Raw genomic sequence first — 23,385 nt, forward strand, 5'->3', positions numbered from 1 at the left:
GTTTCATCTAATCGATAAGAGAGAAGTTATTGTGCCTGCCGCCCCAGGTGGGACGGCAGGTACGTATGCGGCGTTGAGGCACCGCCTTAGCGAGGCGCTTTCTTGGTACGCGCCTCCTGTTCTTCCACCTCTTGCAGCCAGCGTGGATGATGCTTTCTGGCCCAGCGGCGACTGACCTTACCTTCGATCATGCCCTTGATCGAGCCTTTCACCCAGAACGCCATGTAGATATGAACCAGGATGGCTTGGATCAGCACGATGGCGGCGATGGCGTGCAGCAATAGGGCATAACGCACCAGGGGGATCGGGAAAAGGTCCGCGAAGTAGGGGCGCCAGATGATGATACCGGTGACCAATAGCACCAGAATCAAGCTCATGATGCTCCAGAACATCGCCTTCTGTCCCGGGTTGTACTTACCGACACGTGCCACGAGGTGTTCGTTACCTTTCAGTACCTCGACGATTCCCTTAAACCAGGGAATGTCTTGGCGGCTGAACAGGTTATATTTCACGAAACGGAAAAACATCACCAGCAGGGTAACAAAGATCAATACGCCGAAGAAGGGGTGCAGGATACGCCCCATCTGCGGTGTGCCAAAGGTCTCTGTTAACCACTGGAGCGTCGGAAAGAACAACGCGATCCCGGACAGCGCAACCAGGAAGAAGGAGATCACCACCGTCCAGTGGCAGGCCCGATCGATAAATCGGGTGCGCAGGATGAGGTTATTTTTGCTCATGGCTATCCTCCTTCTTGGCGTGCGGCTGATCGGCGTCGTGCGGCGTCGTCGTGCCGACGTCTGAGTGCCCCTGATCGTCATCGTCCTCCTCTTCCGTGTTGGGGCCGACGGCGATGTAGTGGTAGATCAGGCCGATAAAGGTCGCGATAAATCCGGCAAAGGCGACCGGCTTGAGCACATCCTTCCACAGGGTGATTGGCGTCGCGATCTGCGGATCCTTCGGCAGGTTGTGATACAACTCTGGCCGATCGGCATGATGCAACACATACATCACATGGGTGCCGCCAACCCCGGGCGGATCGTACAGACCGGCATTGGCGAAACCACGGCCCTGTAGTTCGCTAACGCGCTCGGCGGCCAGGGTTTTCATCGCCTCTTTGGTGCCAAAGTGAATGGCGCCCGTCGGGCAGGTCTTGACGCAAGCCGGTTCCTGACCGACGGCGACGCGGTCGACGCACAGGGTACATTTATATACCCGCTTATCTTCCGGATTCATCCGCGGCACGTTGAACGGACAACCGGCGATGCAGTAGCCGCAGCCGATGCAGTGCTCCGATTGGAAGTCGACGATGCCGTTGGCGTACTGGATGATCGCCCCCGCCGAGGGACAGGCTTTCAGGCAGCCGGGATCGGCGCAGTGCATGCAGCCATCTTTGCGGATCAGCCACTCCAGTTTGCCGTTCTCCTCCACTTCGGAGAAGCGCATCACCGTCCAGGACTTGGCCGTCAAATCGGCGGGGTTGTCATACACCCCGACGCAGTGACCGACTTCATCACGGATATCGTTCCATTCCGAACAGCCCACCTGGCAGGCTTTACAGCCGACACAGGTGGTGACGTCGATCAGCTTGGCGACCTCTTCCTGGTGATTACGCCCATTAGGCGGCGGCGTCAGGGAGTTGGTGGCCGAACGCCTGATAATGTCTTGAGATTGCATTGACAAGGTTAGCCTCCGTTACACCTTTTCCACGTTAACCAGGAACGCCTTGTACTCCGGCGTCTGCGTATTGGCGTCACCGACGAATGGCGTCAGTGTGTTGGCCAAGAAACCGGGACGCGCTACGCCCAGGTAACCCCAGTGGATCGGGATGCCGATGGTATCGACCTCCTTGCCGTTGACCTTCAGGGTGCGTAGGCGTTTGGTTACCACCGCCTTCGCCTTGATATAGCCACGGTTAGAGCTGACCTTAACCGTATCGCCATGGGCGATACCCTTGCTGTTGGCCAGGCGCTCACCGATCTCCACGAACTGTTCCGGTTGGATGATCGCGTTCAGCAGCGCGTGTTTAGTCCAGTAGTGGAAGTGCTCGGTCAGGCGATAGGTCGTACCGACATAGGGGAACTGTTCCGCCTTGCCCATCTGCGCCAGATCGTCCTTGAAGACACGTGCCGCCGGGTTGGAGACCACGTTCGGGTGCAGCGGGTTGGTTCCCAGCGGCGTTTCGAACGGCTCATAGTGTTCTGGGAACGGCCCCTCGGCCATCTTATCGATGGCGAACAGACGCCCCATCCCCTCCGGCTGCATGATGAATGGCCCGACGCCGCTGTTGGGCGGTGCATTGCTGTAGTCGGCGATATCGATACCGACCCACTTGGCGCCATCCCAGTGCAGCAGTTCACGCTTGGGATCCCAGGGTTTCCCTGCCGGATCGGCCGAGGCGCGGTTGTACAGGATGCGACGGTTAAGCGGCCACGCCCAGGCCCAGCCCAGGGTGTTACCCAGACCGGAGGGATCGCTGTTGTCACGACGCGCCATCTGGTTACCCGCTTCGGTCCAGCTACCGGCGAAGATCCAGCAGCCGCTGGCGGTACTGCCATCGTCACGCAACTGGGCGAACGAGCTGAGCTGTTGCCCCTTCTTGACGATCACCGCACCACTGGTCGGATCGACCAGATCGGCCAGGGCGCGTCCGTTATTCTCGCGCGCGACCTCTTCCGGATGTGGGTTGTCCGGCGTCAGGTAGTCCCAAGACATGTTCAGCACCGCCTCCGGCAGCGCGCCCCCCTCTTTCGCATACATCTCGCGCAGACGCAGGAAGATGCCGGAGAGGATCGCACCGTCATTGAGGGCGATCCCCGGGGCATCGGCGCCTTTCCAGTGCCACTGTAACCAGCGGCCCGAGTTGACGATAGAACCCTCCTCCTCGGCGAAGCAGGTCGATGGCAGGCGGAACACCTCGGTCTGAATGGTGGACGGATCGACCGCATTCAGCTCACCGTGATTCTGCCAGAAGCTGGCGGTCTCGGTGTTCAGCGGATCGATAGTTACCAAGAATTTCAGCTTGGAGAGACAGTCGATTACCTTGTTTTTATTCGGGAAGGAAGCGACCGGGTTAAAGCCTTGGCAGATATAGCCGTTGACCTTACCTTGCGACATCATCTCGAAATACTGTAGGACGTCATAGCCCTTGTCCCACTTCGGCAACCAGTCGAAGCCCCAGTTATTCTGTGCCTGTGCCTTATCGCCATAGAAGGCCTTCATCAGGCTGACGAAGAACTTGGGCGTATTGCCCCAGTAGTTGACCTGACCGGGCAGGGTTGGCTTCGGCGTGGTGGCCGCCAGGTAGCTGGCGAGATCCGGTTGTTTCTCCGACGGCAGGCTGAGGTAACCCGGCAGGCTGGTGGAGAGAAGCCCCAGGTCGGTCAACCCTTGAATGTTAGAGTGACCGCGCAGGGCGTTGACGCCACCGCCTGCCATCCCCATGTTGCCCAGCAGCAGCTGGATCATCGCCATGGTGCGGATGTTTTGTGCGCCGACCGTATGTTGGGTCCAGCCCAAGGCATACAGGAAGGAGGTGGTCTTATCCGGCGCGCTGGTCTCGGCGATATATTCACATACCTGGAGGAAGTCGGCGCGCGGGGTGCCACAGAGGTTCTCGACCACTTCCGGCGTGTAACGCGCGACATGTTGACGCAACAGGTTCCATACGCAACGGGGATCCTGCAGGGTATCGTCACGCTTGGCGAAGCCCTGTTCGTCAAACTGGTAGTTCCAGCTACTCTTGTCGTAACGGCGCTTCTCGGCGTCGTAGCCGCTGAACAGACCCTCCTCGAAGCTGAAGTCCTCACGCACTAACAGACTGGCGTTGGTGTAGTTCTTCACATACTCGGCATTGATCTTGTTGTTATCGATCAGATAGCGCAGGACCCCGGACAGGAAGACGATATCGGTACCCGAGCGGATCGGCGTATAGAAATCGGCCACGGAGGCGGTACGGGTAAAGCGCGGATCGATGACGATCAACTTGGCGTTGTTATGGATCTTGGCTTCCATCGCCCAGCGGAAGCCGACCGGGTGCGCTTCGGCGGCATTACCGCCCATCACCACGATCAGATTGGCGTTCTTGATGTCGACCCAGTGGTTGGTCATGGCACCGCGACCAAATGTTGGAGCAAGACTTGCTACCGTTGGTCCGTGTCAGACACGCGCTTGGTTATCGACTGCCAGCATCCCCAGTGAACGGCTGAATTTCTGCGTCAGGTAGCCGGTTTCGTTGCTGGAGGCCGAGGCGCACAGCATCCCGGTACTCAGCCAGCGGTTGACGGTGACGCCCTGCTCGTTGGTGGCGATAAAGTTGGCGTCGCGGTCTTGCTTGATCAGGCGAGCGATGCGGGTGAAGGCTTCATCCCAACTGATGCGCTGCCAGGCGTTGGAGCCCGGGGCGCGATATTCCGGGTACTGAAGACGGGATTCGCTGTGAATGAAGTCGATAAGGCCGGCGCCCTTCGGGCACAGCGCGCCACGGTTAACAGGATGATCCGGATCCCCCTCGATATGGAAGATGTTCTCTTTGGCGTTTTTGGCGCCATCACCTAGGCTGTACATCAACAGCCCACAACCAACGGAACAGTATGTACAGGTGTTACGGGTCTCTTTAGCGCGCAGTAGTTTGTACTGCCGGGTCTGCGCTAAAGCCAGTGATGGGGCGAACCCCAACACCGCAGCCGTTGTTCCTGCCATACCGCCAGCGCAGATCCTGAAGAATTGTCTTCTGCTGACTTGCATGGATTGCTCCTCAAATAACCACATTGTTTATCGAAAGGCGCCGACGTGCCCGATGCCGCCGGTGCGTTTCCTTTTCATTGTTTGTTATTGCGTATCGCTTTTTTGGGTATGATTTCCCTATGTGTACTTTACCATGGAAGTATATTGAAATGTTACGAATAGGTTTTAAATAAGAGTATGTTTTGCTAGCGAAATAGCCTGTTATTTTCATGTTTTTTCTATTTTTGCTATGTAATTCAAATTATTGGAGCCATTGTCTCGTTACATGCTAAGCATGGTAATTAATGTGGTTAAAATTGATCGCGCTTGATTTATTATCTGGCGATCGATGGTGGCGTTTCCCCGTTTTGATCAAATTGGTGGATGTGAATCGTGAATAAGCGCGTAGATCCGGCGTCACATAACGTGTGTGGCGCCACGACGCATCAGGTCTGGTCGCGTACCGACCTGACGCAGGCACACCCCGACTGGGTAGCGAATGAAGTCCCCGTCGCCTTGGTGTATAACGGGATTTCCCATGTGGTGATGATGGCCTCGCCGAAGGATCTGGAGGCGTTTGCTCTCGGTTTTTCCCTCTCTGAGGGGATCATTCGTACGCCGCAGGATATCTATGGTATTGAGGTGCAGACGGCCTGCCAGGGACTCGAGGTGCAGATCGAACTGTCGAGCCGTTGCTTCATGGCATTGAAGGCGCGTCGGCGTTCATTGGCCGGGCGTACCGGCTGTGGGGTCTGTGGCGTTGAACAGATCGGCGATGCGTTGCGTCCTCTGGCGCCGTTACCCTTCCAGCAACGCTTCGATCTGGCCGTATTGGATCGGGCTTTGGCACAGTTACGCGATGTGCAGACGATCGGCAACCTGACCGGTTGCACCCATGCCGCCGCCTGGCTGGATGAACAGGGTACCCTATTAGGTGGCTGTGAGGATGTCGGGCGCCACGTGGCGCTGGATAAACTGCTGGGGCGGCGTGCCCATCAACCGACCTGGCAGGCGGGGGCATTACTGGTTTCGAGCCGCGCCAGTTATGAGATGGTACAGAAGGCGGCGATGTGTGGCGTCGAAATCCTATTTGCCGTCTCCGCCGCGACCACGTTAGCCATCGAGGTGGCGGAGCGCTGCAACCTGACGCTGGTTGGTTTTTGCCGCCCCGGTAAGGGGACCATCTTTACGCATCCACAACGGCTGTATGGTGCCTGAGGCGTGCTCGTGATCGCGACCGGCTAAACAATCTATCTGGTTTCTCGTTACACAGGAGTTGGTGTCATGCACTATCCCGAAGTCTATATTGGCCGCTGTGCCCCATTTGTCGGCGGAAAGAACAGTGCTATCGCCAAACGTCAGATGGCGGATGCGCTGGTATTGCAGCGTTTGGGGTTGGCTGGCGATGAACAGGCGGAGCTACGCGTGCATGGCGGTGCCGATCGGGCATTGTGTCACTATCCGCGTGAGCACTATGCCTACTGGCGTCAATGCTATCCGCAGCAGGCGGAGCGCTTCGAGGCGGCGTTATTCGGTGAGAATCTTTCTACCCTGGGGTTGGATGAGTCGTCGGTCTTTATCGGCGATATTTACCGTTGGGGAGAGGCGTTGATCCAGGTGACTCAGCCCCGCTCACCCTGCTATAAGCTGAATCAGCTATTGGCTACCGAAGATTTCGCCTACCAGATGCAGCAGAGCGGTCGTTGCGGTTGGCTATACCGGGTGCTGTCGGAGGGGCGTGTCGGTGAGCGTCATCCATTGGAGCTGGTGACGCGTAATAGTGAGATCAGCGTGGCGGAGTGTATCGCCATCGTCCTGCATATGCCGTTTGATCAGGCGGAATATCGTCGTTTGTTGGCTTGCGCCGGATTAGCGGCCAGTTGGACTAAGACGTTACAAAATCGCCTCTTACAGGGGCGCATCGAGTCGATGAATCGGCGTTTGTACGGTCGGGAATAATCGCGACCGGCCCGTGCGCGACGGGCCGGCAGCATGATCACAGATACAGCGAGCGGACGATCAGGAAAAGACCGACGAAGTAGCCGAAGGCGATGATGGCGCCGGCGGCGCGGAATTGGACGCGGAAGCGATCGATCAGCCAGATGCTATTGGCTAACAGCAGCAGCCAGGCGCCGAGCAACAGGGAGAAGCCCTGATCGTCGCCGCGAGCGAAGTATTGCGCCCCCGCCATCCAGACCATCACCAACATCATCGCCACATAGGTCACGACCGGCCAACGCAGCGTATCCAATCTCCCCCAGATGATGGCCAGGAGCACCACACCGATAGCCAGCAGGATCAGCAGCGGGGGCCAGTACAGGGCCATGGTCATACCGCTGGCGAAGCCGATGGTATACAGCAACTGGCTGAGGAATAGGGCGCCGATGGCATAGAGCATCCGCTCGCGCGGCAGTAGCAGCAAGGCATCGGCGATCAATGTCGCCAGCAAGCCGCACAAGATAAAGTAACCGCTCGGGCCGAGCTGCGGGGCATTCCAGCCCAGCAACAGCAGTAACAACAGCGTTAACGGCTTAAATAGCCAGCGTTGCCAGCTCGGGCCTCGGTAACTGGCATCGACATATAGCCAGCCGGAAAAAAGAACCGCCAGAAATGCCCAACTCATGCGTCCTCCTAACATTGGGTGGGGGATCAGCGCCGCGCGCCAGGGATATCCATCGTTTGAGTGTAGGGGAAGGCGCGTCGGGCGACAATGGCTTCCCGTGCCCGGTGTCCAGGCGCGGTCGGCTATGTTAGGCTGTGTCCGCAAACAGTGATGTGCATTGGCTGACCGCGTCGGGGGTACGTCTCCGGCACCCAAGCAGGACGTACCCGCACCGGTGAGCAGCGCACGTGAGAGGAAACATTTACGGGAGAGTCGACCTAGCACCATGTCCAGTCAGCCGCTATACCGCATCCAGTTTATGAATAACGGCAAAAACTATCAGCTGTATGTGCGGGAGATCGTACAGAGTAATCTGTTCGGTTTCATCGAGATCGCCGATTTTATCTTCGGTAGCCAGGCCACCTTATTGGTGGACCCGAGCGAGGAGAGACTGAAGAATGAATTCGCCGGTGTCACGCGTAGCTATATTCCGATCCAGGCGGTGATCCGCATCGATGCAGTCACCGAGCGAGGAAGCGCGAGCATCTCTGATCTGGGAGACAACGTGGCGGCCTTCCCTCTGTTTAGTGGGAAGAAACCCGGATGAGTCGGCCGCCGTTGTTCTTCATCATCGTGGTGGTGGTGATTGCCCTGCTGGCGGCTCAGCGTTTTGTTCAGCAGCGCCGCCAGAGCGCGGCCGATGCGGCGGCGATAGCGCATAGTTTGCGAGCGACGCTGACGGAGAAGCAGGCCTTGCCTTCGCCATTGCGTTCGCGTCAACGGGAAGAGATCGTTGCCGAAACGCAGCGTTATCGCGTGCAATTCAGTGCTGTGGACGGTAGCGCGCTGCGTTTTACCCTACCCGAGCAGGCGTGCGCCGAGTTAGTCCCAGGCATGCAGGGTATTCTGCGGGTGCAGGGTAGCCGTTTTATCAGCTTTACCCCCGACGCCGCCTGAGCGGCGTCCGTGATTAGGGCTTGTTGCGGGGCTGCCTCTTCTGCCAGGCGAGTAGCTCGAATACGCCGAACAGGAAGATGCGCAGCTCCTGCCAGAATCCCAGCTTACGGTTATCGGCTGGCAGGGTGCTCTTCAGCAGGGTGACCTGTAGGCCGTGCATTAACACGGTGAAAACCATCGCGACGTTGACGAAAATATTCAGTGGGCGCGGGAAGGCATGCAACAGGTTCGCCAACATAAACCCCCATACGCCCAGCATCAGCAAGCGACCCAGATTAATCCACATCATCTATTATCTCCTGGTGCGCGGCATCGTTTTGGCGATGATACAGGCGGTAGGCGACCTGACCGGCGTGTTTCTCGCGTTGTAAGCTCCAACTCGCTGGCAATACCAGTGCAGGCCCTTCGGCTTCGCATTCGACATAGATCCAGGCGTCGTCGGCCAGCCACCCCTGACTTTCCAACAGGAACAGGGTGTCGTTCAAGAGCCCTTTGCGGAAGGGCGGATCGAGAAATACCACCTGATAGGGTTCACCTGGCTGAGCTAAGAAGCGTAACGCATCGGTATGAACGACGCTGATCTGTGAACAGTTAAGCAGAGCCGCGTTTTTACGCAGACCGGCTGCGACGTGACGATCGGCCTCTAGCAGCGTGGCGTGCGCGGCATAGCGAGAGATGGCCTCGAATCCCAGGGCACCGCTTCCGGCGAAGACGTCCAGGCAACGACTATCGGGCAGGATCGGTGCCAACCAGTTGAACAGGGTTTCGCGTACCCGGTCGGTGGTCGGGCGTAATCCTGGGCTATCGGGCACTGGCAGCTTGCGGCCGCGCCACTGCCCGGCGATGATGCGGATCTGTCCGCTGGGTTGTGCGTGAGGTTTTTTTGCCATCTATTCTGTTAATGTTGTTGAGGAAATCGGAGACAGGGGAATACGTCACCCTGTGGCCAGTTTGCGCGCCGCTGGGGACGGGACAATCTGGCGGATGATTGCGGGAGCGCTCTGCTCCGGCTCCGGCAATACAGATGATTGCGCGACACAGCCTAATCCTTTATTGATTGAAATGCCACCCGAAACCCGGTGACATCCATGTTGTGTACAGCGGTTAAGTGATAAACTCATCGGTTGGTATTTTGTAAATTGAATTTGTGTCTCTCGCCGCGCGGCGTTGTCCGCGCCAGCCCATGGTGGGAGTCCGCTTATAGCCAAGATTTGAGGCGGGAGTAGAGTCGTAAGATGGCAAAAGATAAGAAACGTGGATTTTTCTCTTGGCTGGGATTTGGCCGTCAACAGGAGCCAGAGGCGCAGTCGGAAGAGCAGGCCACGCCAACGCCAGTCGTTGAGCCGGAGGCCGAGCGACGTGAGTCGGAGAGCAGCGCACAGTCAGCGTTGACCCCCAGCGAAACCTTACCGCTTGACACGGCGCCTACCGCGTCGATGCTCGCTGCAGAGCAGGCAGAGCAGGCAGAGCAGGCAGAGCAGGCAGAGCAGGCAGAGCAGGCAGAGCAGGCAGAGCAGGCAGAGCAGGCAGAGCAGGCAGAGCAGGCAGAGCAGGCAGAGCAGGCAGAGCAGGCAGAGCAGGCAGAGCAGGCAGAGCAGGCAGAGCAGGCAGAGCAGGCAGAGCAGGCAGAGCAGGCAGAGCAGGCAGAGCAGGCAGAGCAGGCAGAGCAGGCAGAGCAGGCAGAGCAGGCAGAGCAGGCAGAGCAGGCAGAGCAGGCAGAGCAAGCGGCGCAGGAGGCTCTCGTGGTCGATGCCGCGGCCTTAGCCACCGTCGCGTTAGAGGAGACACCTGCCGAGCAAGACGAGGCGTTGGCCAGCGAAGAGGCTCATCACCCAGAGAGCGCTATCAGCGAACTGGCCGAGGTGGCGCGTTCGCAGGAGACCGTGGACCTGCAAGATATCGTCACCGAGGAGGCGGCTTCGCCCGCGCCGGTCAGTGCCCGTGAGCAGGAAAAACCAACCAAGGAGGGCTTCTTCGCCCGTTTGAAGCGCAGCTTGGTCAAGACGCGTCAAAACCTCGGCTCCGGTTTTTTTGGCCTGTTCCGCGGTAAGAAGATCGATGATGATCTGTTCGATGAATTGGAAGAGCAGCTGCTGGTCGCCGATGTCGGTGTGGATACCACGCGTAAAATCATCGATACGCTAACCACGCATGCCAGTCGTAAAGAGCTGAAAGATGCCGAGGCGCTGTACGGCAAGTTAAAACAGGAGATGGGTGAGATCCTGCATAAGGTGGATGCGCCGTTGGATATTAGCGGGCATCAGCCGTTCGTCATCTTAATGGTCGGTGTTAACGGTGTGGGTAAGACTACCACCATCGGCAAGCTGGCTCGTCAGTTCCAGGCTCAGGGAAAGTCGGTGATGCTGGCGGCTGGGGATACCTTCCGTGCCGCGGCCGTCGAACAGTTGCAGGTCTGGGGTGAGCGCAATCATATTCCTGTGATCGCCCAGCATACCGGCGCCGATTCGGCCTCGGTGATCTTCGATGCCATCCAGGCGGCCAAGGCGCGCAAGGTGGATGTGTTGATCGCCGATACGGCGGGACGCCTGCAGAATAAGTCTCACCTGATGGAAGAGTTGAAGAAGATCGTGCGGGTGATGAAGAAGCTGGATGAGCAAGCGCCTCACGAGGTGATGCTGACGATTGATGCCAGCACCGGGCAGAATGCGATCAGCCAGGCGCGTCTGTTCCATGAGGCCGTCGGTCTGACGGGTATCACCCTCACTAAGCTGGATGGTACCGCCAAGGGCGGGGTGATCTTCGCCGTCGCCGATCAGTTCGGTATCCCGATTCGCTACATCGGCGTCGGGGAAGGCATCGAAGATTTGCGTCCCTTTAAGGCGGATGATTTTATTGAGGCACTTTTTGCCCGAGAGGATTAAAACGGATGATTCGCTTCGAACAGGTCAGTAAAGCGTATCTGGGCGGTCGTCAGGCCTTGCAGGGGGTGGATTTTCACCTGAAGCAAGGGGAGATGGCGTTCTTGACCGGCCACTCCGGGGCGGGGAAGAGTACCCTGCTGAAGCTGATTTGCGGTATTGAGCGCCCGAGTGCCGGGCACATCTGGTTTAGCGGTCACGATATCAGCCGGTTGAAAAACCGCGAGGTGCCGTTTCTACGGCGCCAGATCGGGATGATCTTCCAGGATCACCATCTGCTGTTGGATCGCACGGTGTACGATAACGTGGCGATGCCGTTGATCATCTCCGGCGCCAGCAGCGAGGATATCCGTCGCCGCGTGTCGGCGGCGCTGGATAAAGTCGGTTTATTGGATAAGGCGAAGAACTTCCCTATCCAACTTTCCGGCGGTGAGCAGCAACGGGTCGGCATCGCTCGGGCGGTGGTCAATAAGCCGGCGGTGCTACTGGCGGATGAGCCGACCGGTAATCTGGATGAGGCCTTATCCGAAGGTATTTTGCGCCTGTTCGAAGAGTTTAACCGTGTCGGGGTGACGGTGCTGATGGCGACGCACGATATGGGGCTGATCGCCCGGCGTCGTTATCGCATCTTGACCCTCAGTCAGGGACGCATGGCGGGAGGTGTCCAGCATGAGCAATAAATCCCATACCCGTCGCCCGGACAAGAGCAAGGCGCTGCGCGGCGGTTGGCGCGAGCAGTGGCGCTATGCTTGGTTGAACACCCTGGCGGATATGCTACGCCAGCCGTTAGCGACCCTGCTGACGGTGATGGTTATCGCCATCTCCTTGACGCTGCCGAGTGTGTGCTATCTGGTTTATAAGAATGTCAGCGAGGCCGCGACCCAGTGGTATCCGACACCGCAGTTGACGGTATATCTGGATAAGGCGCTAGATGACGATGCGGCCAGCCAGGTGATCGCCACCCTCAAGCAGCAGGATGGTGTGGCGAAGGTCAATTACCTGTCGCGTGAAGAGGCATTAGGCGAGTTCCGGAACTGGTCCGGTTTCGGTGGTGCCTTGGATATGTTGGAGGAGAACCCGCTGCCGGCGGTGGCAATCATCACGCCTAAACTCAACTTTGAGAGTAGCGCGACCCTGAACTCTCTACGCGATCGCGTGGCGGCGGTGCAAGGCGTGGATGAGGTGCGTATGGACGATAGCTGGTTCGCCCGCTTGGCCGCGCTGACGGGGTTGGTCGGCCAGGTGGCCGGGATGATCGGCGTATTGATGGTGGTGGCGGTGTTCCTGGTGATCGGTAACAGCGTACGCCTGAGCATCTTCAGTCGCCGTGATACAATCAATGTGATGAAGTTGATCGGGGCGACCGACGGTTTTATTTTACGTCCCTTCCTCAATGGCGGAGCCTTACTGGGATTCTGTGGCGCCTTGTTATCGCTGATCCTGTCTCAGACGATGGTCTGGCAGCTGGGGGGCGCGGTCTCCCGTGTGGCCTCGGTCTTCGGTACCAGCTTTACGCTGCATGGTTTGAGCTGGGATGAGTGCTTGCTGCTGCTGTTGGTCGCAACGATGATCGGTTGGTTGGCGGCCTGGCTGGCAACGGTACAGCATTTACGCCGTTTTACGCCGCAGTAACACGACGTCATATTACCTTATGCTATACTCTCTCCCCGTTGAGTCCGAGACGGGGGGAGAGCCTGATGGCCTGACCCAACCTTGGTTCCCGCCTGGTATGGTTTTATTCTCCCTTCGCACACCACAATCGTGTAGGCTTGGTTTAGCCTGAGTTGCAGATTTGTGCAATATTGTTCACTATAATAGTGAACTTGTGGGGTGACTCACGGTCAAATTATGCAGAAACGTGCTAGCTTTCGTTGTTTGGCTCTTTGCCAGACCGTAAGCGGTCAATGCACGGACTGTTAGCGTATTGAGAGGGTTTGATGAGCAAAGAAATGCAAACTTTAACCTTGGTTCCCCAGGGCAGTCTGGAGGCCTATGTGCGGGCTGCCAATGCCTATCCGATGCTGACGGCAGAGGAAGAGCGGGCGCTGGGTGAACGGCTGCATTACCAGGGTGACTTGGATGCGGCTAAGCAGCTGATCCTGTCGCATCTGCGCTTTGTGGTTCATGTCGCCCGTAACTACGCCGGCTATGGCTTGCCACAGGCGGATCTGATTCAGGAAGGTAACATCGGTCTGATGAAGGCCGTGCGGCGTTTTAACCCCGAGATGGGGGTTCGTCTGGTCTCCTTTGCCGTGCATTGGATCAAGGCCGAGATCCACGAGTATGTGCTGCGTAACTGGCGCATCGTGAAGGTGGCGACTACCAAGGCACAGCGTAAGCTATTCTTTAACCTGCGCAAGACTAAGCAGCGTCTGGGGTGGTTCAACCAGGATGAGGTTGAACTGGTTGCCCGCGAGCTGGGCGTCAGCGAGAAAGACGTGTTGGAGATGGAGTCGCGCATGGCGGCGCAAGATATGGCGTTCGACCTGCCGAATGACGATGAGCAGGAAGGCGCGCCCGCCGCTCCGGTGTTGTTCTTGCAAGACAAGTCTTCTGACTTCGCCAATGAGATCGAGGACGACAACTGGGAAAGTCACGCCGCCGATAAGCTGAGCGTCGCCCTGGAAGGGTTAGACGAGCGTAGCCAGCACATCATCCGCGCCCGTTGGCTGGACAGTGAGAATAAGGCGACGCTGCAAGAGCTGGCCGATCGTTACGGAGTTTCCGCCGAGCGTGTGCGTCAGTTAGAAAAAAATGCCATGAAGAAACTGCGTGCGGCGATAGAAGCCTAAGTCGGCACACGGCAGAATAGAGGGCGATGCATTGGCATCGCCTTTTTTATTGCCTGCGATTCGGTATTGGCGCAATGGATCCGAGGAGGAAGGATGAACGGCAGCGACCTCAGCGAGGCCGTGGCTCGGCAGATCGTACACCGGGCGATGAAGATCATCGGCCATTCGGTCAATGTGATGGATGCCCACGGGATGATCATCGCCTCTGGCGATGCGGCGCGGGTGCATCAACGCCATGAGGGCGCGGTATTAGCGCTGGCAGAAAACCGATTGATTGAGATCGATGAGGCGGCGGCGAGTCAGTTGCGAGGCGTGCGCCCGGGTATCAATCTACCGATTGCCTTTCAGCGGCGCGTCATCGGTGTCGTCGGGATCTCTGGGGCACCGAGTGAGGTGCGAGCCTATGGCGAGCTGGTGCGTATGGCGGCCGAACTGATCGTGGAGCAAGCGGCGCTGCTGGAGCAGAATCAGTGGGAGAAGCGTTATCGGGAAACACTGGTACAACAGCTGATCGCCGATGAGCGTGACGAGGGGCAGCTGGCGGCGACCGCCGCCTATCTGGGCGTCGATGTTACCCAGCCTCGCATCGCGCTGTTGTTTACCTTGCAAGATGCCCAGCATGAGACGCTACGCGCGCTACTCGAGGCATTGACGGCCTTAAATCGTGAGGCGTTGATCGGAGTGCAGGGGTTCGGCCAACTGGTGGTATTACTCCCCTGCGACGCAGAGGCATCGGGGGCGGATCCTGCGTTGCGCCGGACGGTACGCCAGTTAACGCGCGGCATCGCGGCACGTTTCGCCTTGCGCGTCTATGTCGGTGGGCACTTCTACGGCAGCGATGCCATCTCTCGCTCTTACCGGAGCGCCGTGGCGCTGCAGGCGTTGGCTCGTCGCCATGCGCTGCATGGCGCCCTGCTGTATTATCACGATCATGTGTTGCCGGCGCTACTGGAGCAATTGGCTGGCAGTTGGCAGGCTGATGAACTGGGACGCACCTGGCGAATACTGCAACGCCAGGATAGCCGTGGGGTGTTGTGCCGTACCCTGCAGGCATTCTTTGCTCAGAATTGTGAACTGTCTCAAACCTCAAAACAGCTGCATATCCACGTCAATACCCTCCGTTATCGCCTACAGCGTATATCCGATATAACTGGATTAAATATCAATAAATTAGACGATGTTATTCAGCTTTATCTTGGTATGCAGCTCCACGGCTAATTTGTACAAACCTACAAAAATAGGGCCGTAGCACGGCCCATTTTCTGTCGATTACCCTCAAGCTTTTCCGCGCATATTTTTCATAATGGCCGGGTACCCTTCACCGCCTCGAGCGGACACAGCGATAACAACAACAAGAGGAGACGCACCATGACAACAGTTTCCGCCACGGGCGCGCTAGTCGCGCTTGTCGTTGCCATCATATTGATTTTACGTAAAGTTCCCCCCGCATACGGCATGATAGCCGGCGCATTGGCCGGTGGCTTGGTCGGCGGGGCCGACTTAGTACAGACCATTGCGCTGATGATCGGCGGCGCGCAGGGGATCACCAGCGCGGTCCTGCGCATCCTCGGTGCCGGTATTCTGGCTGGGGTCCTGATTGAATCGGGCGCCGCCAGTACCATCGCAGAGACTATCGTGCGCCGCGTCGGAGAGGGCCGTGCCCTGCTGGCATTGGCGGTGGCGACGCTGATGCTGACCGCCGTCGGCGTGTTCGTCGACGTGGCGGTGATCACCGTTTCCCCGATCGCCTTGGCGATCGCCCATCGCGCGGATATCTCCAAGATGGCGATCCTGCTGGCGATGGTCGGTGGGGGTAAGGCGGGCAACGTGATGTCGCCTAACCCGAATACCATCGCGGCGGCGGAGGCCTTCAATGTGCCGCTGACCTCGCTGATGATGGCCGGTATCGTGCCCGGGCTGTTTGGTCTCGTGCTGGCCTACCTGTTGGCGCGCCGCCTACGCGCGCGTGGCAGTAAGGTACAGGCGCATGAGTTGGTGGTCGCCGAGCACGGCAGCCAGCCCTCCTTCATGGCGGCGCTGAGCGCCCCCTTAGTGGCTATCGTATTGCTGGCGCTACGTCCGGTGGCGGGTATCGCCATCGATCCGCTGGTGGCGTTGCCGTTGGGCGGTTTGGTCGGCTTGGTGGCGATGGGGCAGTGGCGCAACACCAACCGCTATATGGTTTCCGGCCTGTCACGCATGGCACCGGTGGCAATCATGCTGCTGGGAACCGGCACTCTGGCTGGCATCATCGCCAACTCGGGGTTAAAGGAGGTATTGATCTCGGGGCTTGGCGCCTCTAGGCTGCCCTCTTACCTGTTGGCACCGGTTTCGGGTGCATTGATGTCGATGGCGACGGCCTCCACCACCGCCGGTACCGCCGTGGCATCTGCAGTGTTCAGTTCGACCCTGTTAGAGATGGGCATTACCGCCTTGGCGGGGGCGGCGATGGTTCATGCCGGCGCCACCGTGTTCGACCATATGCCGCATGGTAGTTTCTTCCATGCGACGGGCGGCAGCGTCAATATGCAGGTGCATGAGCGCCTGAAGCTAATCCCTTATGAGACGGCGGTCGGCCTGATGATCGCATTGATTTCTACCCTGATGTTCGGTGTCTTCCACCTGGCAGGTTAACGGAGAGAATAGAGTATGAAGATCGTGATCGCCCCCGATTCGTTTAAAGAGAGTCTGAGCGCCATGCAGGTGGCCCAGGCGATTGAACAGGGTTTTCGTGAGGTGTACCCCGATGCCGACTATCAGTTACTGCCGATGGCCGATGGCGGGGAAGGGACGGTCGATGCCATGGTGGCGGCGACCGGAGGTCAACGTATCGCCCAAACCGTTACCGGGCCGTTGGGGCAACCGGTCGAGGCCTTCTTTGGCTGGTTAGGCGATAACGAGACGGCGGTGATTGAGATGGCGGCGGCCTCCGGCCTGCATCTGGTGCCGGCCGAGCGACGCGATCCGACGCAGACCACCAGCTACGGGACCGGCGAGCTGATCCTGGCGGCGCTCGATCGTGGCGCGCGCCGTCTGATCCTGGGGATCGGCGGCAGCGCCACCAACGATGGCGGGGCTGGGATGATGCAGGCCCTGGGGGCTGGGCTGTATGACGCCGCGGGGCAGCCATTGTCTTACGGTGGCGGTGCCTTGTCCGCATTGGCGCACATCGATCTGGCGGGACTGGACGCTCGCCTGGCGCAGACCGATATCCTGGTGGCCTGCGATGTCGACAATCCGCTCTGTGGACCGCAGGGGGCTTCGGCGGTATTCGGCCCCCAGAAGGGGGCGACGCCGGCGATGGTGGCGCAATTGGACGCGGCGTTGCATCACTACGGTACGTTGCTGGAGCAGGTGGGGGGCCGGGCAGTGTTGAATGTCCCGGGGAGTGGCGCGGCGGGGGGCATGGGCGCGGCCCTGTGCGGCCTGTTGCAGGCACGCTTGCGTCCAGGCATTGAGATCGTGACGGAGGCGCTGGATCTGGCGCAGGCGGTGCAGGGTGCCAGCCTGGTGATCACCGGTGAAGGGCGTATCGACAGCCAGACGATCCATGGCAAGACGCCAATCGGCGTGGCGCGGGTGGCCAAGGCGGCGGGTGTGCCAACCATCGCGCTGGCGGGCGGTATGACGCCGGATTATGGCGTCGTCCATCCCCATGGTCTGGATGCGGTTTTCTCGGTGCTATGCCGCATCTCCACCTTGCAGGAGGCGTTGGCGCAGGCGCACGACAACCTGCGCGTGACGGCGCGTAATGTGGCGGCGGTATGGCGCGCGGCGCGCGCCTAACGGCTCCAGCCCTGTGCGCGTCGGCTAAAGCCGCAGGCGACCATAAAGTGATCCATCGTCGCCTGCTGGGTGGCAGGGATGTCGCTGAGCGGCAATTGCCAAGCGTGGATCGCGGGCAGTTGCCGCAGGGTGTCTTCGATCAGATAGAGCCCGACGCCGCGACGGCGTGTGACCTCGCGAACCATCAGATCGCGCAGGGTGGCGATGCCGTTGTCCAGCGTCACCTTGACGGCCGCCAATAGGCGTTCATTAAAGCGGGCAGCGAATAGGGCGCCGCCATTATCCAGCCACTGTTGCCAGCATGCCGGTGTCTGCTGCGGCCAGATTTTTTGTAGATCGCGCAGATCATCGGCGCTGAGCGTTTCCAGACGTTCAATAGTCAGTTTCATGGGTCTTTCCGTCAGGTAGCTATCGAGGGGATCGAGCCGTCATTGTACGGTATTCTCGTCGCGCGCGCCGTACCTGACGCGCCTTGGCCGCGTTTCTGTGGCGTGCCACGACGTGCTTCGGCTGTCATCCTCCCGTCACCTTGCCGTCATCAGGTCGTCATCCGCTGGTTATTTCTCTGTCATACGCGCATGGCATGGTAGCTAACGCCAATAACATGTCGTTTATCACTCACTGAAGCCGATGTAGTGAGTGTTTTACCACGGAGAGCGGAAATGGTTAACAAGGTAACACAGACGCTGGCCTCGCTGGCCATCACCCTGACGTTGAGCGCCCCAGGATGGGCGGCGATCGAAATCCCCTTCTGGCACTCGATGGATGCCGAGTTGGGTAAAGAGGTGACTAGCCTGGCGACGCGCTTCAATCAGTCGCAGAGCGACTATAAGGTGATGCCGGTCTACAAGGGAGACTATGAGCAGAGCATGGCGGCCGGTATTGCGGCCTTCCGTAGCGGCAAGGCGCCCGCCATTCTGCAGGTCTATGAAGTCGGTACCGCCACCATGATGCAAGCGCGTCAGGCGATCAAGCCGGTGTATCAGGTATTCCAAGAGGCGGGGATCGCCTTTGATCAGACGCAGTTCGTGCCGACGGTCGCCGGCTACTATGCCGATGGCGCGAATGGCCGCTTGTTGTCGCAACCCTTTAACAGCTCGACGCCGGTGCTGTACTACAACAAGGATGCCTTCAAAAAGGCGGGACTCGATCCGCAGAAGCCGCCGCAGACCTGGCAACAGCTGGCCGAGTATGCCGCGGCGTTACGTCAAAGTGGCATGTCATGCAGTTACGCCAGTGGTTGGCAGGGGTGGGTGCAGTTGGAAAACTTTAGCGCCTGGAATGGCTTGCCCTTTGCCAGCGAAAATAATGGCTTCGGCGGTCCATCGGCTCGCTTGACCTTTAACCAACCGCAGCAGGTGGCGCATATTCAGCGCCTAGCGGACATGATGCAGCGCGGCGAGTTCAGTTATTTCGGGCGTAAGGATGAGCCGACCGCGAAGTTCTATAACGGCGATTGCGCGATGATCACCGCCTCCTCAGGTTCGCTCGCCAATATCCGTGAGTATGCCAAGTTTGATTATGGCGTCGCCTTTATGCCGTACGATGAGCGCATTGCTGGCGCACCGCAGAATGCGATCATCGGTGGCGCCAGCCTATGGGTCATGAATGGTAAGTCACCGCAGGTCTATCGCGGCGTCGCCGAGTTCCTCAACTTCTTGGCCAGCCCTGAGAATGCGGCCGAATGGCATCAGAAGACCGGTTATCTGCCGGTGACCAGTGCCGCCTATACGCTGACGGGTCAGCAGGGGTTCTACCAAGCTAACGTCGGCGCCGACACAGCGACGCGCCAGATGCTACACAAGGATCCGCTCCCCTTCACCAAGGGGGTCCGTCTGGGCAACATGCCGCAGATCCGTACCGTGGTGGATGAGGAGCTAGAGGGGGTGTGGACCGGTAAGCAGAATGCCCAGCAGGCGCTGGATAACGCGGTGATGCGCGGTAACCAATTGTTGGCACGCTTCGAGAAGAACAGTCAATAATTTCTTGCCCTGCGGCAGTCGTGGCGCGGCGTCGGCGGCGCCACGATCTCTGGTATGTTGAGGTGATATGAATACCCCAATCCCCGTTTATGGTCGTAGCTGGTTGCCCTATGCGTTAGTCGCTCCCCAGCTGGCGATCACCCTGGTGTTTTTTCTCTGGCCCGCGGCCGAAGCCTTATGGTACTCGTTGCAACAGGTCGATCCTTTCGGCCTCTCCAGCCACTTTGTCGGCCTGGAGAACTTCGTGACACTACTCGATGACCCGTATTACCTGGCATCGGTACGTACCACCCTATGGTTCAGCGCCTTGGTGACCGCTAGCGGCTTGGTGATTTCGTTGTTCTTCGCCGCCCTGGTCAACCATGTGCTGTATGGGCGCCGCCTCTATCAGACGCTGTTTATTCTGCCTTATGCGGTGGCACCGACTATCGCGGCGGTGCTGTGGATGTTCCTGTTTAGCCCGGGCATGGGGTTGATCACCCATGCCTTGGCCAGTGTGGGGTATGAGTGGAACCACGCTCGCTACAGCGGTCAGGCGATGTTTCTGGTGGTGCTGGCCTCCGTTTGGAAGCAGGTAAGCTATAACTTCTTATTTTTTCTAGCCGCATTACAGTCTGTTCCGCGATCGCTGATCGAGGCGGCGGCCATCGACGGCGCCGGGCCATTGCGCCGTTTCTGGCACATTGTCCTGCCGTTGATTGCCCCGGTGAGCTTCTTTCTGCTGGTGGTCAATTTGGTCTACGCCTTCTTCGACACCTTTCCAGTCATCGATGCTGCGACCGGTGGAGGGCCGGGTCAATCGACCACGACACTGATCTACAAGATCTATCGCGAAGGATTCGCCGGCCTGGATCTCTCCAGTTCGGCGGCGCAATCGGTCGTCCTGATGGTGATGGTCATCGGTCTGACGCTGATCCAGTTCCGTTATGTAGAGCGTAAGGTACGTTACTGATGATAGAGAATCGTAGAGGGCTGGAATGGTTCAGTCATGTGATGCTGATCGCCGGCGCCTTAACTATCCTGTTTCCCTTGTATGTGGCCTTGGTGACGGCGACCCTGGATCGGGCTCAGGTGTTTCAGACACCGATGCCGCTGTGGCCTGGCGATGAGCTGTGGAATAACCTCCGCCACGTCTGGCAGCAAGGGATCGGTAATGGTGGCATCCCATTCGGCCGCCAGTTGTTGAACAGCCTGGTGATGGCGTTGGTGATCACGGTCGGCAAGATCAGTGTGTCGATGTTGTCGGCCTTCGCCATCGTTTATTTTCGTTTTCCACTGCGTAACCTGTTTTTTTGGTTGATATTTATTACCCTGATGCTGCCGGTGGAAGTGCGTATCTTTCCGACGGTGGAGGTGATGGCCGGGTTGCAGCTGATGGATAGCTATACCGGGCTTACGCTGCCGTTGATGGCATCGGCCACCGCCACCTTTCTGTTTCGCCAGTTTTTTATGACGTTACCGCCTCAGTTAGTCGAGGCGGCGCGGATGGATGGCGCGGGACCGATGCGTTTTTTCCGCGATGTGTTATTCCCCCTCTCGCGCACCAATCTGGCCGCGTTGTTTGTGATCACCTTTATCTACGGTTGGAACCAGTACCTATGGCCGTTATTGATCGCCAGCGAACCGGAGATGGCGACGGCGATGGTCGGTATTAAGAGCGCTATCGCCAACGGCGAGGGGGCTACCGAGTGGCAGCGGGTGATGGCGGCCCTGCTGTTGACGCTGATCCCACCGTTATTGGTGGTGTTTACCATGCAGCGCTGGTTTGTGCGCGGCTTGGTCGATAGCGATAAGTAATTGAATGAGGCAACGGACGACTCGATGGCGCGTTTAACACTACAGAATGTGAGTAAAAGCTATGATGGCCGGCAGGCGATCATCAAGGGAATCGATCTGGATGTGCAGGATGGCGAGTTTATCGTCATGGTTGGCCCGTCCGGTTGCGGTAAGTCGACGCTGTTGCGCATGGTGGCGGGCTTGGAGCAGACCAGCGGCGGCGATATTTACATCGGCGATGAGCGGGTAACGCACAAAGAGCCGAAGGATCGCGGCGTGGCGATGGTGTTCCAGAACTATGCGTTGTATCCCCACATGACGGTGGCGGAGAACATGGGTTATGGCTTGAAGATCCGTGGGCTGGGTAAGCAACAGATCCGTCAGCGAGTGGAGGAGGTCGCCCAGATCCTCGAGCTGGAGGCGTTGTTACAACGTCGACCCGGTGAGTTGTCGGGTGGACAGCGCCAGCGCGTGGCGATGGGGCGCGCGATTGTCCGCGAACCGGCGGTATTCTTATTCGACGAGCCACTCTCGAATCTGGACGCTAAGCTGCGGGTACAGATGCGCCTGGAACTGCAACAGTTACATCGCCGGCTAAAGACCACCAGCCTGTATGTGACACATGATCAGGTGGAGGCGATGACGCTGGCACAACGGGTCATCGTGCTCAATCAGGGTGTCGCCGAGCAGATCGGCACACCGACCGAGATCTATCACCGTCCGGCTAGCCGCTTTGTCGCTGGCTTCATGGGGGCGCCGGCGATGAACCTGTTCGATGGGCAGTTAGCGCCCGATGGGCAGACCTTCCAGTTGACGCCGACGCAGCAGATTCACTTGCAGCGTCCGCTACCCGAGCTGGCGGGGCAGGCGTTGACTCTCGGGATCCGTCCAGAGCATCTGTGCCGTGTCGACGATGAACAACCGGGTAATGCCTTAACGGTCGAGACGCTGGAGTTGTTGGGGGCCGATAACTTGGCGCATGGGCGTTGGGGAACGCAGAGCGTGACGGTACGTTTACCCTATCAGTCCTTACCGGCCGTCGGCAGCGTATTGCGGCTGGGACTGCCACAGGCTAACCTGCATTTCTTTGATCCGCGCAGCGGGCGGCGCATCACCTCGCCCGATCAGGAGCCATCATGATGAATCCTTGGCCGTATCCCGCCATCGTCGCCCATCGCGGCGGCGGTAAGTTGGCGCCGGAAAATACTTTGGCGGCGATCGACATGGGGGCCCGCTATGGCCACACCATGATCGAGTTCGATGCCAAATTGAGTGCCGATGGGCAAGTCTTTCTATTGCACGACGATACCCTGGAGCGCACCACCAACGGTTGGGGTGTCGCGGGTGAGCTGCCTTGGGCGCGTCTGGCTGGGGTGGATGCCGGCGTCGGTTTTGGCCATCGCTTCGCCGGCGAGCCGCTACCGCTACTGAGCCAGGTGGCGGCGCGTTGTCGTCAGTATGGCATGCTAGCGAACATTGAGATCAAACCTACGCGCGGTTGTGAGAGGGAGACCGGGCGAGAGGTGGCGCTGGCCGCCGCCGCGTTGTGGCGCGATGCCGCGGTGCCACCGCTGCTCTCCTCCTTCTCGCCTATCGCGCTGGCCGAGGCGCAGCACGTCACCCCACAGCTACCGCGCGGCTTGTTGCTGGAGGCGTGGGATGACGATTGGCTGGCGTTGACGCGAGACCTCGGTTGCGTGGCTCTCCATATCGATCATCATGCCCTAAACGCCGAGCGGGTGGCGGCGATCCGGCAGGCCGGGCTGCATATCCTGGTGTATACGGTGAATCAGCCGCAACGGGCACGCGAGCTGTTGGATTGGGGCGTCGATAGCCTCTGCACCGATCGTATCGACCTGATCGGGCCGGACTTCGCTCAGCGCTAAGGA

Annotated in this window: 23 protein-coding genes; 16 read left to right on the forward strand and 7 right to left on the reverse strand. The window is 58.9% G+C overall.

The annotated features are described in order from the left end of the window. Positions 1–86: 86 nt before the first annotated feature. The 3 genes from fdnI to fdnG are packed head-to-tail and all read right to left on the reverse strand — an operon-like array spanning position 87 to position 4,743. On the reverse strand, positions 87–737 hold the full coding sequence (gene fdnI, locus DCL27_RS00935; RefSeq protein WP_005290658.1) for a formate dehydrogenase-N subunit gamma: 651 nt from the start codon (positions 735–737) through the stop codon (positions 87–89). Next, on the reverse strand, positions 724–1,680 hold the full coding sequence (fdxH, locus tag DCL27_RS00940; protein ID WP_035596641.1) for a formate dehydrogenase subunit beta: 957 nt from the start codon (positions 1,678–1,680) through the stop codon (positions 724–726). The genes fdnI and fdxH overlap by 14 nt, the downstream gene beginning before the upstream one ends. Positions 1,681–1,692: 12 nt before the next feature. Continuing rightward, a complete protein-coding gene (gene fdnG / locus DCL27_RS00945) occupies positions 1,693–4,743 on the reverse strand; it encodes a formate dehydrogenase-N subunit alpha (RefSeq protein WP_005295502.1) in 3,051 nt (1,016 codons plus the stop codon). Between the two features lie 372 nt (positions 4,744–5,115). Here fdnG and fdhD point away from each other — a divergent pair, with 372 nt between their 5' ends. Together fdhD and yiiM are read left to right on the forward strand one after the other, a co-directional pair. Continuing rightward, positions 5,116–5,940: a formate dehydrogenase accessory sulfurtransferase FdhD gene (gene fdhD, locus DCL27_RS00950; protein ID WP_035596638.1), complete on the forward strand. Its 825-nt coding sequence runs from the start codon at positions 5,116–5,118 to the stop codon at positions 5,938–5,940. 66 nt (positions 5,941–6,006) lie between these two features. Beyond that, positions 6,007–6,681, forward strand: coding sequence for a 6-hydroxyaminopurine reductase (gene yiiM / locus DCL27_RS00955; protein ID WP_005290639.1), 675 nt, complete (start codon positions 6,007–6,009; stop codon positions 6,679–6,681). Between the two features lie 37 nt (positions 6,682–6,718). Here the strand turns inward: yiiM and DCL27_RS00960 are convergent, their stop codons facing one another. Then, the gene (locus tag DCL27_RS00960; RefSeq protein WP_035596634.1) at positions 6,719–7,345 is read right to left on the reverse strand and encodes a lysoplasmalogenase; all 627 of its coding nucleotides are present in this window, start codon (positions 7,343–7,345) and stop codon (positions 6,719–6,721) included. A gap of 265 nt (positions 7,346–7,610) precedes the next feature. Between DCL27_RS00960 and DCL27_RS00965 the strand changes: the two genes are divergently transcribed. Beyond that, entirely contained in the window at positions 7,611–7,931 is a 321-nt protein-coding gene (locus DCL27_RS00965; RefSeq protein WP_005290633.1) for a DUF1820 family protein, read from the forward strand. Continuing rightward, a complete protein-coding gene (locus DCL27_RS00970) occupies positions 7,928–8,281 on the forward strand; it encodes a DUF2500 family protein (RefSeq protein ID WP_035596632.1) in 354 nt (117 codons plus the stop codon). The genes DCL27_RS00965 and DCL27_RS00970 overlap by 4 nt, the downstream gene beginning before the upstream one ends. A gap of 13 nt (positions 8,282–8,294) precedes the next feature. On the opposite strand, the gene DCL27_RS00975 is transcribed toward DCL27_RS00970, so the two are convergent. Beyond that, positions 8,295–8,567, reverse strand: a complete 273-nt coding sequence (locus DCL27_RS00975) for a DUF1145 family protein (RefSeq protein ID WP_024522676.1) — start codon at positions 8,565–8,567, stop codon at positions 8,295–8,297. Continuing rightward, on the reverse strand, positions 8,557–9,171 hold the full coding sequence (rsmD, locus tag DCL27_RS00980) for a 16S rRNA (guanine(966)-N(2))-methyltransferase (protein WP_005290625.1): 615 nt from the start codon (positions 9,169–9,171) through the stop codon (positions 8,557–8,559). Before rsmD ends, DCL27_RS00975 begins: the two co-directional genes overlap by 11 nt. A 345-nt stretch (positions 9,172–9,516) precedes the next feature. Here rsmD and ftsY point away from each other — a divergent pair, with 345 nt between their 5' ends. The 7 genes from ftsY to DCL27_RS01015 all read left to right on the forward strand — a co-directional run bounded on the left by ftsY (position 9,517) and on the right by DCL27_RS01015 (position 17,738). After that, positions 9,517–11,163 carry a signal recognition particle-docking protein FtsY gene (gene ftsY, locus DCL27_RS00985; RefSeq protein WP_228594463.1) on the forward strand — a complete coding sequence of 549 codons (1,647 nt, stop codon included), beginning with the start codon at positions 9,517–9,519 and terminating at the stop codon, positions 11,161–11,163. Positions 11,164–11,168: 5 nt separating this feature from the next. Further along, positions 11,169–11,840, forward strand: a complete 672-nt coding sequence (ftsE, locus tag DCL27_RS00990) for a cell division ATP-binding protein FtsE (RefSeq protein ID WP_005290620.1) — start codon at positions 11,169–11,171, stop codon at positions 11,838–11,840. Continuing rightward, positions 11,830–12,792, forward strand: coding sequence for a permease-like cell division protein FtsX (gene ftsX, locus DCL27_RS00995; RefSeq protein ID WP_005290617.1), 963 nt, complete (start codon positions 11,830–11,832; stop codon positions 12,790–12,792). Before ftsE ends, ftsX begins: the two co-directional genes overlap by 11 nt. A gap of 305 nt (positions 12,793–13,097) precedes the next feature. Further along, positions 13,098–13,952 (forward strand): RNA polymerase sigma factor RpoH, encoded by an 855-nt coding sequence (gene rpoH, locus DCL27_RS01000; protein ID WP_005290615.1) that lies wholly within the window; start codon positions 13,098–13,100, stop codon positions 13,950–13,952. Positions 13,953–14,045: 93 nt separating this feature from the next. Continuing rightward, on the forward strand, positions 14,046–15,170 hold the full coding sequence (locus DCL27_RS01005; RefSeq protein WP_005290612.1) for a sugar diacid recognition domain-containing protein: 1,125 nt from the start codon (positions 14,046–14,048) through the stop codon (positions 15,168–15,170). Between the two features lie 150 nt (positions 15,171–15,320). Then, positions 15,321–16,586 carry a GntP family permease gene (locus tag DCL27_RS01010; RefSeq protein WP_035596525.1) on the forward strand — a complete coding sequence of 422 codons (1,266 nt, stop codon included), beginning with the start codon at positions 15,321–15,323 and terminating at the stop codon, positions 16,584–16,586. 15 nt (positions 16,587–16,601) lie between these two features. Further along, positions 16,602–17,738, forward strand: a complete 1,137-nt coding sequence (locus DCL27_RS01015) for a glycerate kinase (protein ID WP_035596528.1) — start codon at positions 16,602–16,604, stop codon at positions 17,736–17,738. On the opposite strand, the gene panM is transcribed toward DCL27_RS01015, so the two are convergent. Further along, positions 17,735–18,127 carry an aspartate 1-decarboxylase autocleavage activator PanM gene (panM, locus tag DCL27_RS01020; RefSeq protein ID WP_005290603.1) on the reverse strand — a complete coding sequence of 131 codons (393 nt, stop codon included), beginning with the start codon at positions 18,125–18,127 and terminating at the stop codon, positions 17,735–17,737. The two genes, DCL27_RS01015 and panM, sit on opposite strands and share 4 nt — an antisense overlap. A gap of 273 nt (positions 18,128–18,400) precedes the next feature. Between panM and ugpB the strand changes: the two genes are divergently transcribed. From ugpB to ugpQ, 5 genes are all read left to right on the forward strand, one after another. Next, complete coding sequence (gene ugpB, locus DCL27_RS01025; protein ID WP_005290597.1) at positions 18,401–19,720, forward strand: sn-glycerol-3-phosphate ABC transporter substrate-binding protein UgpB; 1,320 nt, start codon at positions 18,401–18,403, stop codon at positions 19,718–19,720. Between the two features lie 67 nt (positions 19,721–19,787). Continuing rightward, on the forward strand, positions 19,788–20,672 hold the full coding sequence (ugpA, locus tag DCL27_RS01030) for a sn-glycerol-3-phosphate ABC transporter permease UgpA (RefSeq protein ID WP_035596531.1): 885 nt from the start codon (positions 19,788–19,790) through the stop codon (positions 20,670–20,672). Further along, positions 20,672–21,517 carry a sn-glycerol-3-phosphate ABC transporter permease UgpE gene (gene ugpE, locus DCL27_RS01035; RefSeq protein ID WP_005290590.1) on the forward strand — a complete coding sequence of 282 codons (846 nt, stop codon included), beginning with the start codon at positions 20,672–20,674 and terminating at the stop codon, positions 21,515–21,517. The genes ugpA and ugpE overlap by 1 nt, the downstream gene beginning before the upstream one ends. Before the next feature lie 24 nt (positions 21,518–21,541). After that, positions 21,542–22,636, forward strand: coding sequence for a sn-glycerol-3-phosphate import ATP-binding protein UgpC (locus tag DCL27_RS01040; RefSeq protein WP_005295480.1), 1,095 nt, complete (start codon positions 21,542–21,544; stop codon positions 22,634–22,636). Next, positions 22,633–23,382, forward strand: a complete 750-nt coding sequence (gene ugpQ, locus DCL27_RS01045; RefSeq protein ID WP_005290584.1) for a glycerophosphodiester phosphodiesterase — start codon at positions 22,633–22,635, stop codon at positions 23,380–23,382. Before DCL27_RS01040 ends, ugpQ begins: the two co-directional genes overlap by 4 nt. The last annotated feature ends 3 nt before the right edge of the window (positions 23,383–23,385 follow it).

This window comes from Edwardsiella tarda ATCC 15947 = NBRC 105688, assembly GCF_003113495.2.
GTDB lineage: Bacteria > Pseudomonadota > Gammaproteobacteria > Enterobacterales > Enterobacteriaceae > Edwardsiella > Edwardsiella tarda.

What these genes read in the sequence shown, in the direction of transcription:
- DCL27_RS01005 (WP_005290612.1), top strand. Translation starts at nt 14,046, where the DNA reads ATGAACGGCAGCGACCTCAGCGAGGCCGTGGCTCGGCAGATCGTACAC.
- ugpQ (WP_005290584.1), top strand. Translation starts at nt 22,633, where the DNA reads ATGATGAATCCTTGGCCGTATCCCGCCATCGTCGCCCATCGCGGCGGC.
- ftsE (WP_005290620.1), top strand. Translation starts at nt 11,169, where the DNA reads ATGATTCGCTTCGAACAGGTCAGTAAAGCGTATCTGGGCGGTCGTCAG.
- ugpA (WP_035596531.1), top strand. Translation starts at nt 19,788, where the DNA reads ATGAATACCCCAATCCCCGTTTATGGTCGTAGCTGGTTGCCCTATGCG.
- ugpE (WP_005290590.1), top strand. Translation starts at nt 20,672, where the DNA reads ATGATAGAGAATCGTAGAGGGCTGGAATGGTTCAGTCATGTGATGCTG.
- ftsY (WP_228594463.1), top strand. Translation starts at nt 9,517, where the DNA reads ATGGCAAAAGATAAGAAACGTGGATTTTTCTCTTGGCTGGGATTTGGC.
- fdnI (WP_005290658.1), bottom strand. Translation starts at nt 737, where the DNA reads ATGAGCAAAAATAACCTCATCCTGCGCACCCGATTTATCGATCGGGCC.
- DCL27_RS00960 (WP_035596634.1), bottom strand. Translation starts at nt 7,345, where the DNA reads ATGAGTTGGGCATTTCTGGCGGTTCTTTTTTCCGGCTGGCTATATGTC.
- DCL27_RS01015 (WP_035596528.1), top strand. Translation starts at nt 16,602, where the DNA reads ATGAAGATCGTGATCGCCCCCGATTCGTTTAAAGAGAGTCTGAGCGCC.
- DCL27_RS00970 (WP_035596632.1), top strand. Translation starts at nt 7,928, where the DNA reads ATGAGTCGGCCGCCGTTGTTCTTCATCATCGTGGTGGTGGTGATTGCC.
- DCL27_RS01040 (WP_005295480.1), top strand. Translation starts at nt 21,542, where the DNA reads ATGGCGCGTTTAACACTACAGAATGTGAGTAAAAGCTATGATGGCCGG.
- rpoH (WP_005290615.1), top strand. Translation starts at nt 13,098, where the DNA reads ATGAGCAAAGAAATGCAAACTTTAACCTTGGTTCCCCAGGGCAGTCTG.
- DCL27_RS00965 (WP_005290633.1), top strand. Translation starts at nt 7,611, where the DNA reads ATGTCCAGTCAGCCGCTATACCGCATCCAGTTTATGAATAACGGCAAA.
- ftsX (WP_005290617.1), top strand. Translation starts at nt 11,830, where the DNA reads ATGAGCAATAAATCCCATACCCGTCGCCCGGACAAGAGCAAGGCGCTG.
- panM (WP_005290603.1), bottom strand. Translation starts at nt 18,127, where the DNA reads ATGAAACTGACTATTGAACGTCTGGAAACGCTCAGCGCCGATGATCTG.
- ugpB (WP_005290597.1), top strand. Translation starts at nt 18,401, where the DNA reads ATGGTTAACAAGGTAACACAGACGCTGGCCTCGCTGGCCATCACCCTG.
- DCL27_RS01010 (WP_035596525.1), top strand. Translation starts at nt 15,321, where the DNA reads ATGACAACAGTTTCCGCCACGGGCGCGCTAGTCGCGCTTGTCGTTGCC.
- yiiM (WP_005290639.1), top strand. Translation starts at nt 6,007, where the DNA reads ATGCACTATCCCGAAGTCTATATTGGCCGCTGTGCCCCATTTGTCGGC.
- DCL27_RS00975 (WP_024522676.1), bottom strand. Translation starts at nt 8,567, where the DNA reads ATGTGGATTAATCTGGGTCGCTTGCTGATGCTGGGCGTATGGGGGTTT.
- rsmD (WP_005290625.1), bottom strand. Translation starts at nt 9,171, where the DNA reads ATGGCAAAAAAACCTCACGCACAACCCAGCGGACAGATCCGCATCATC.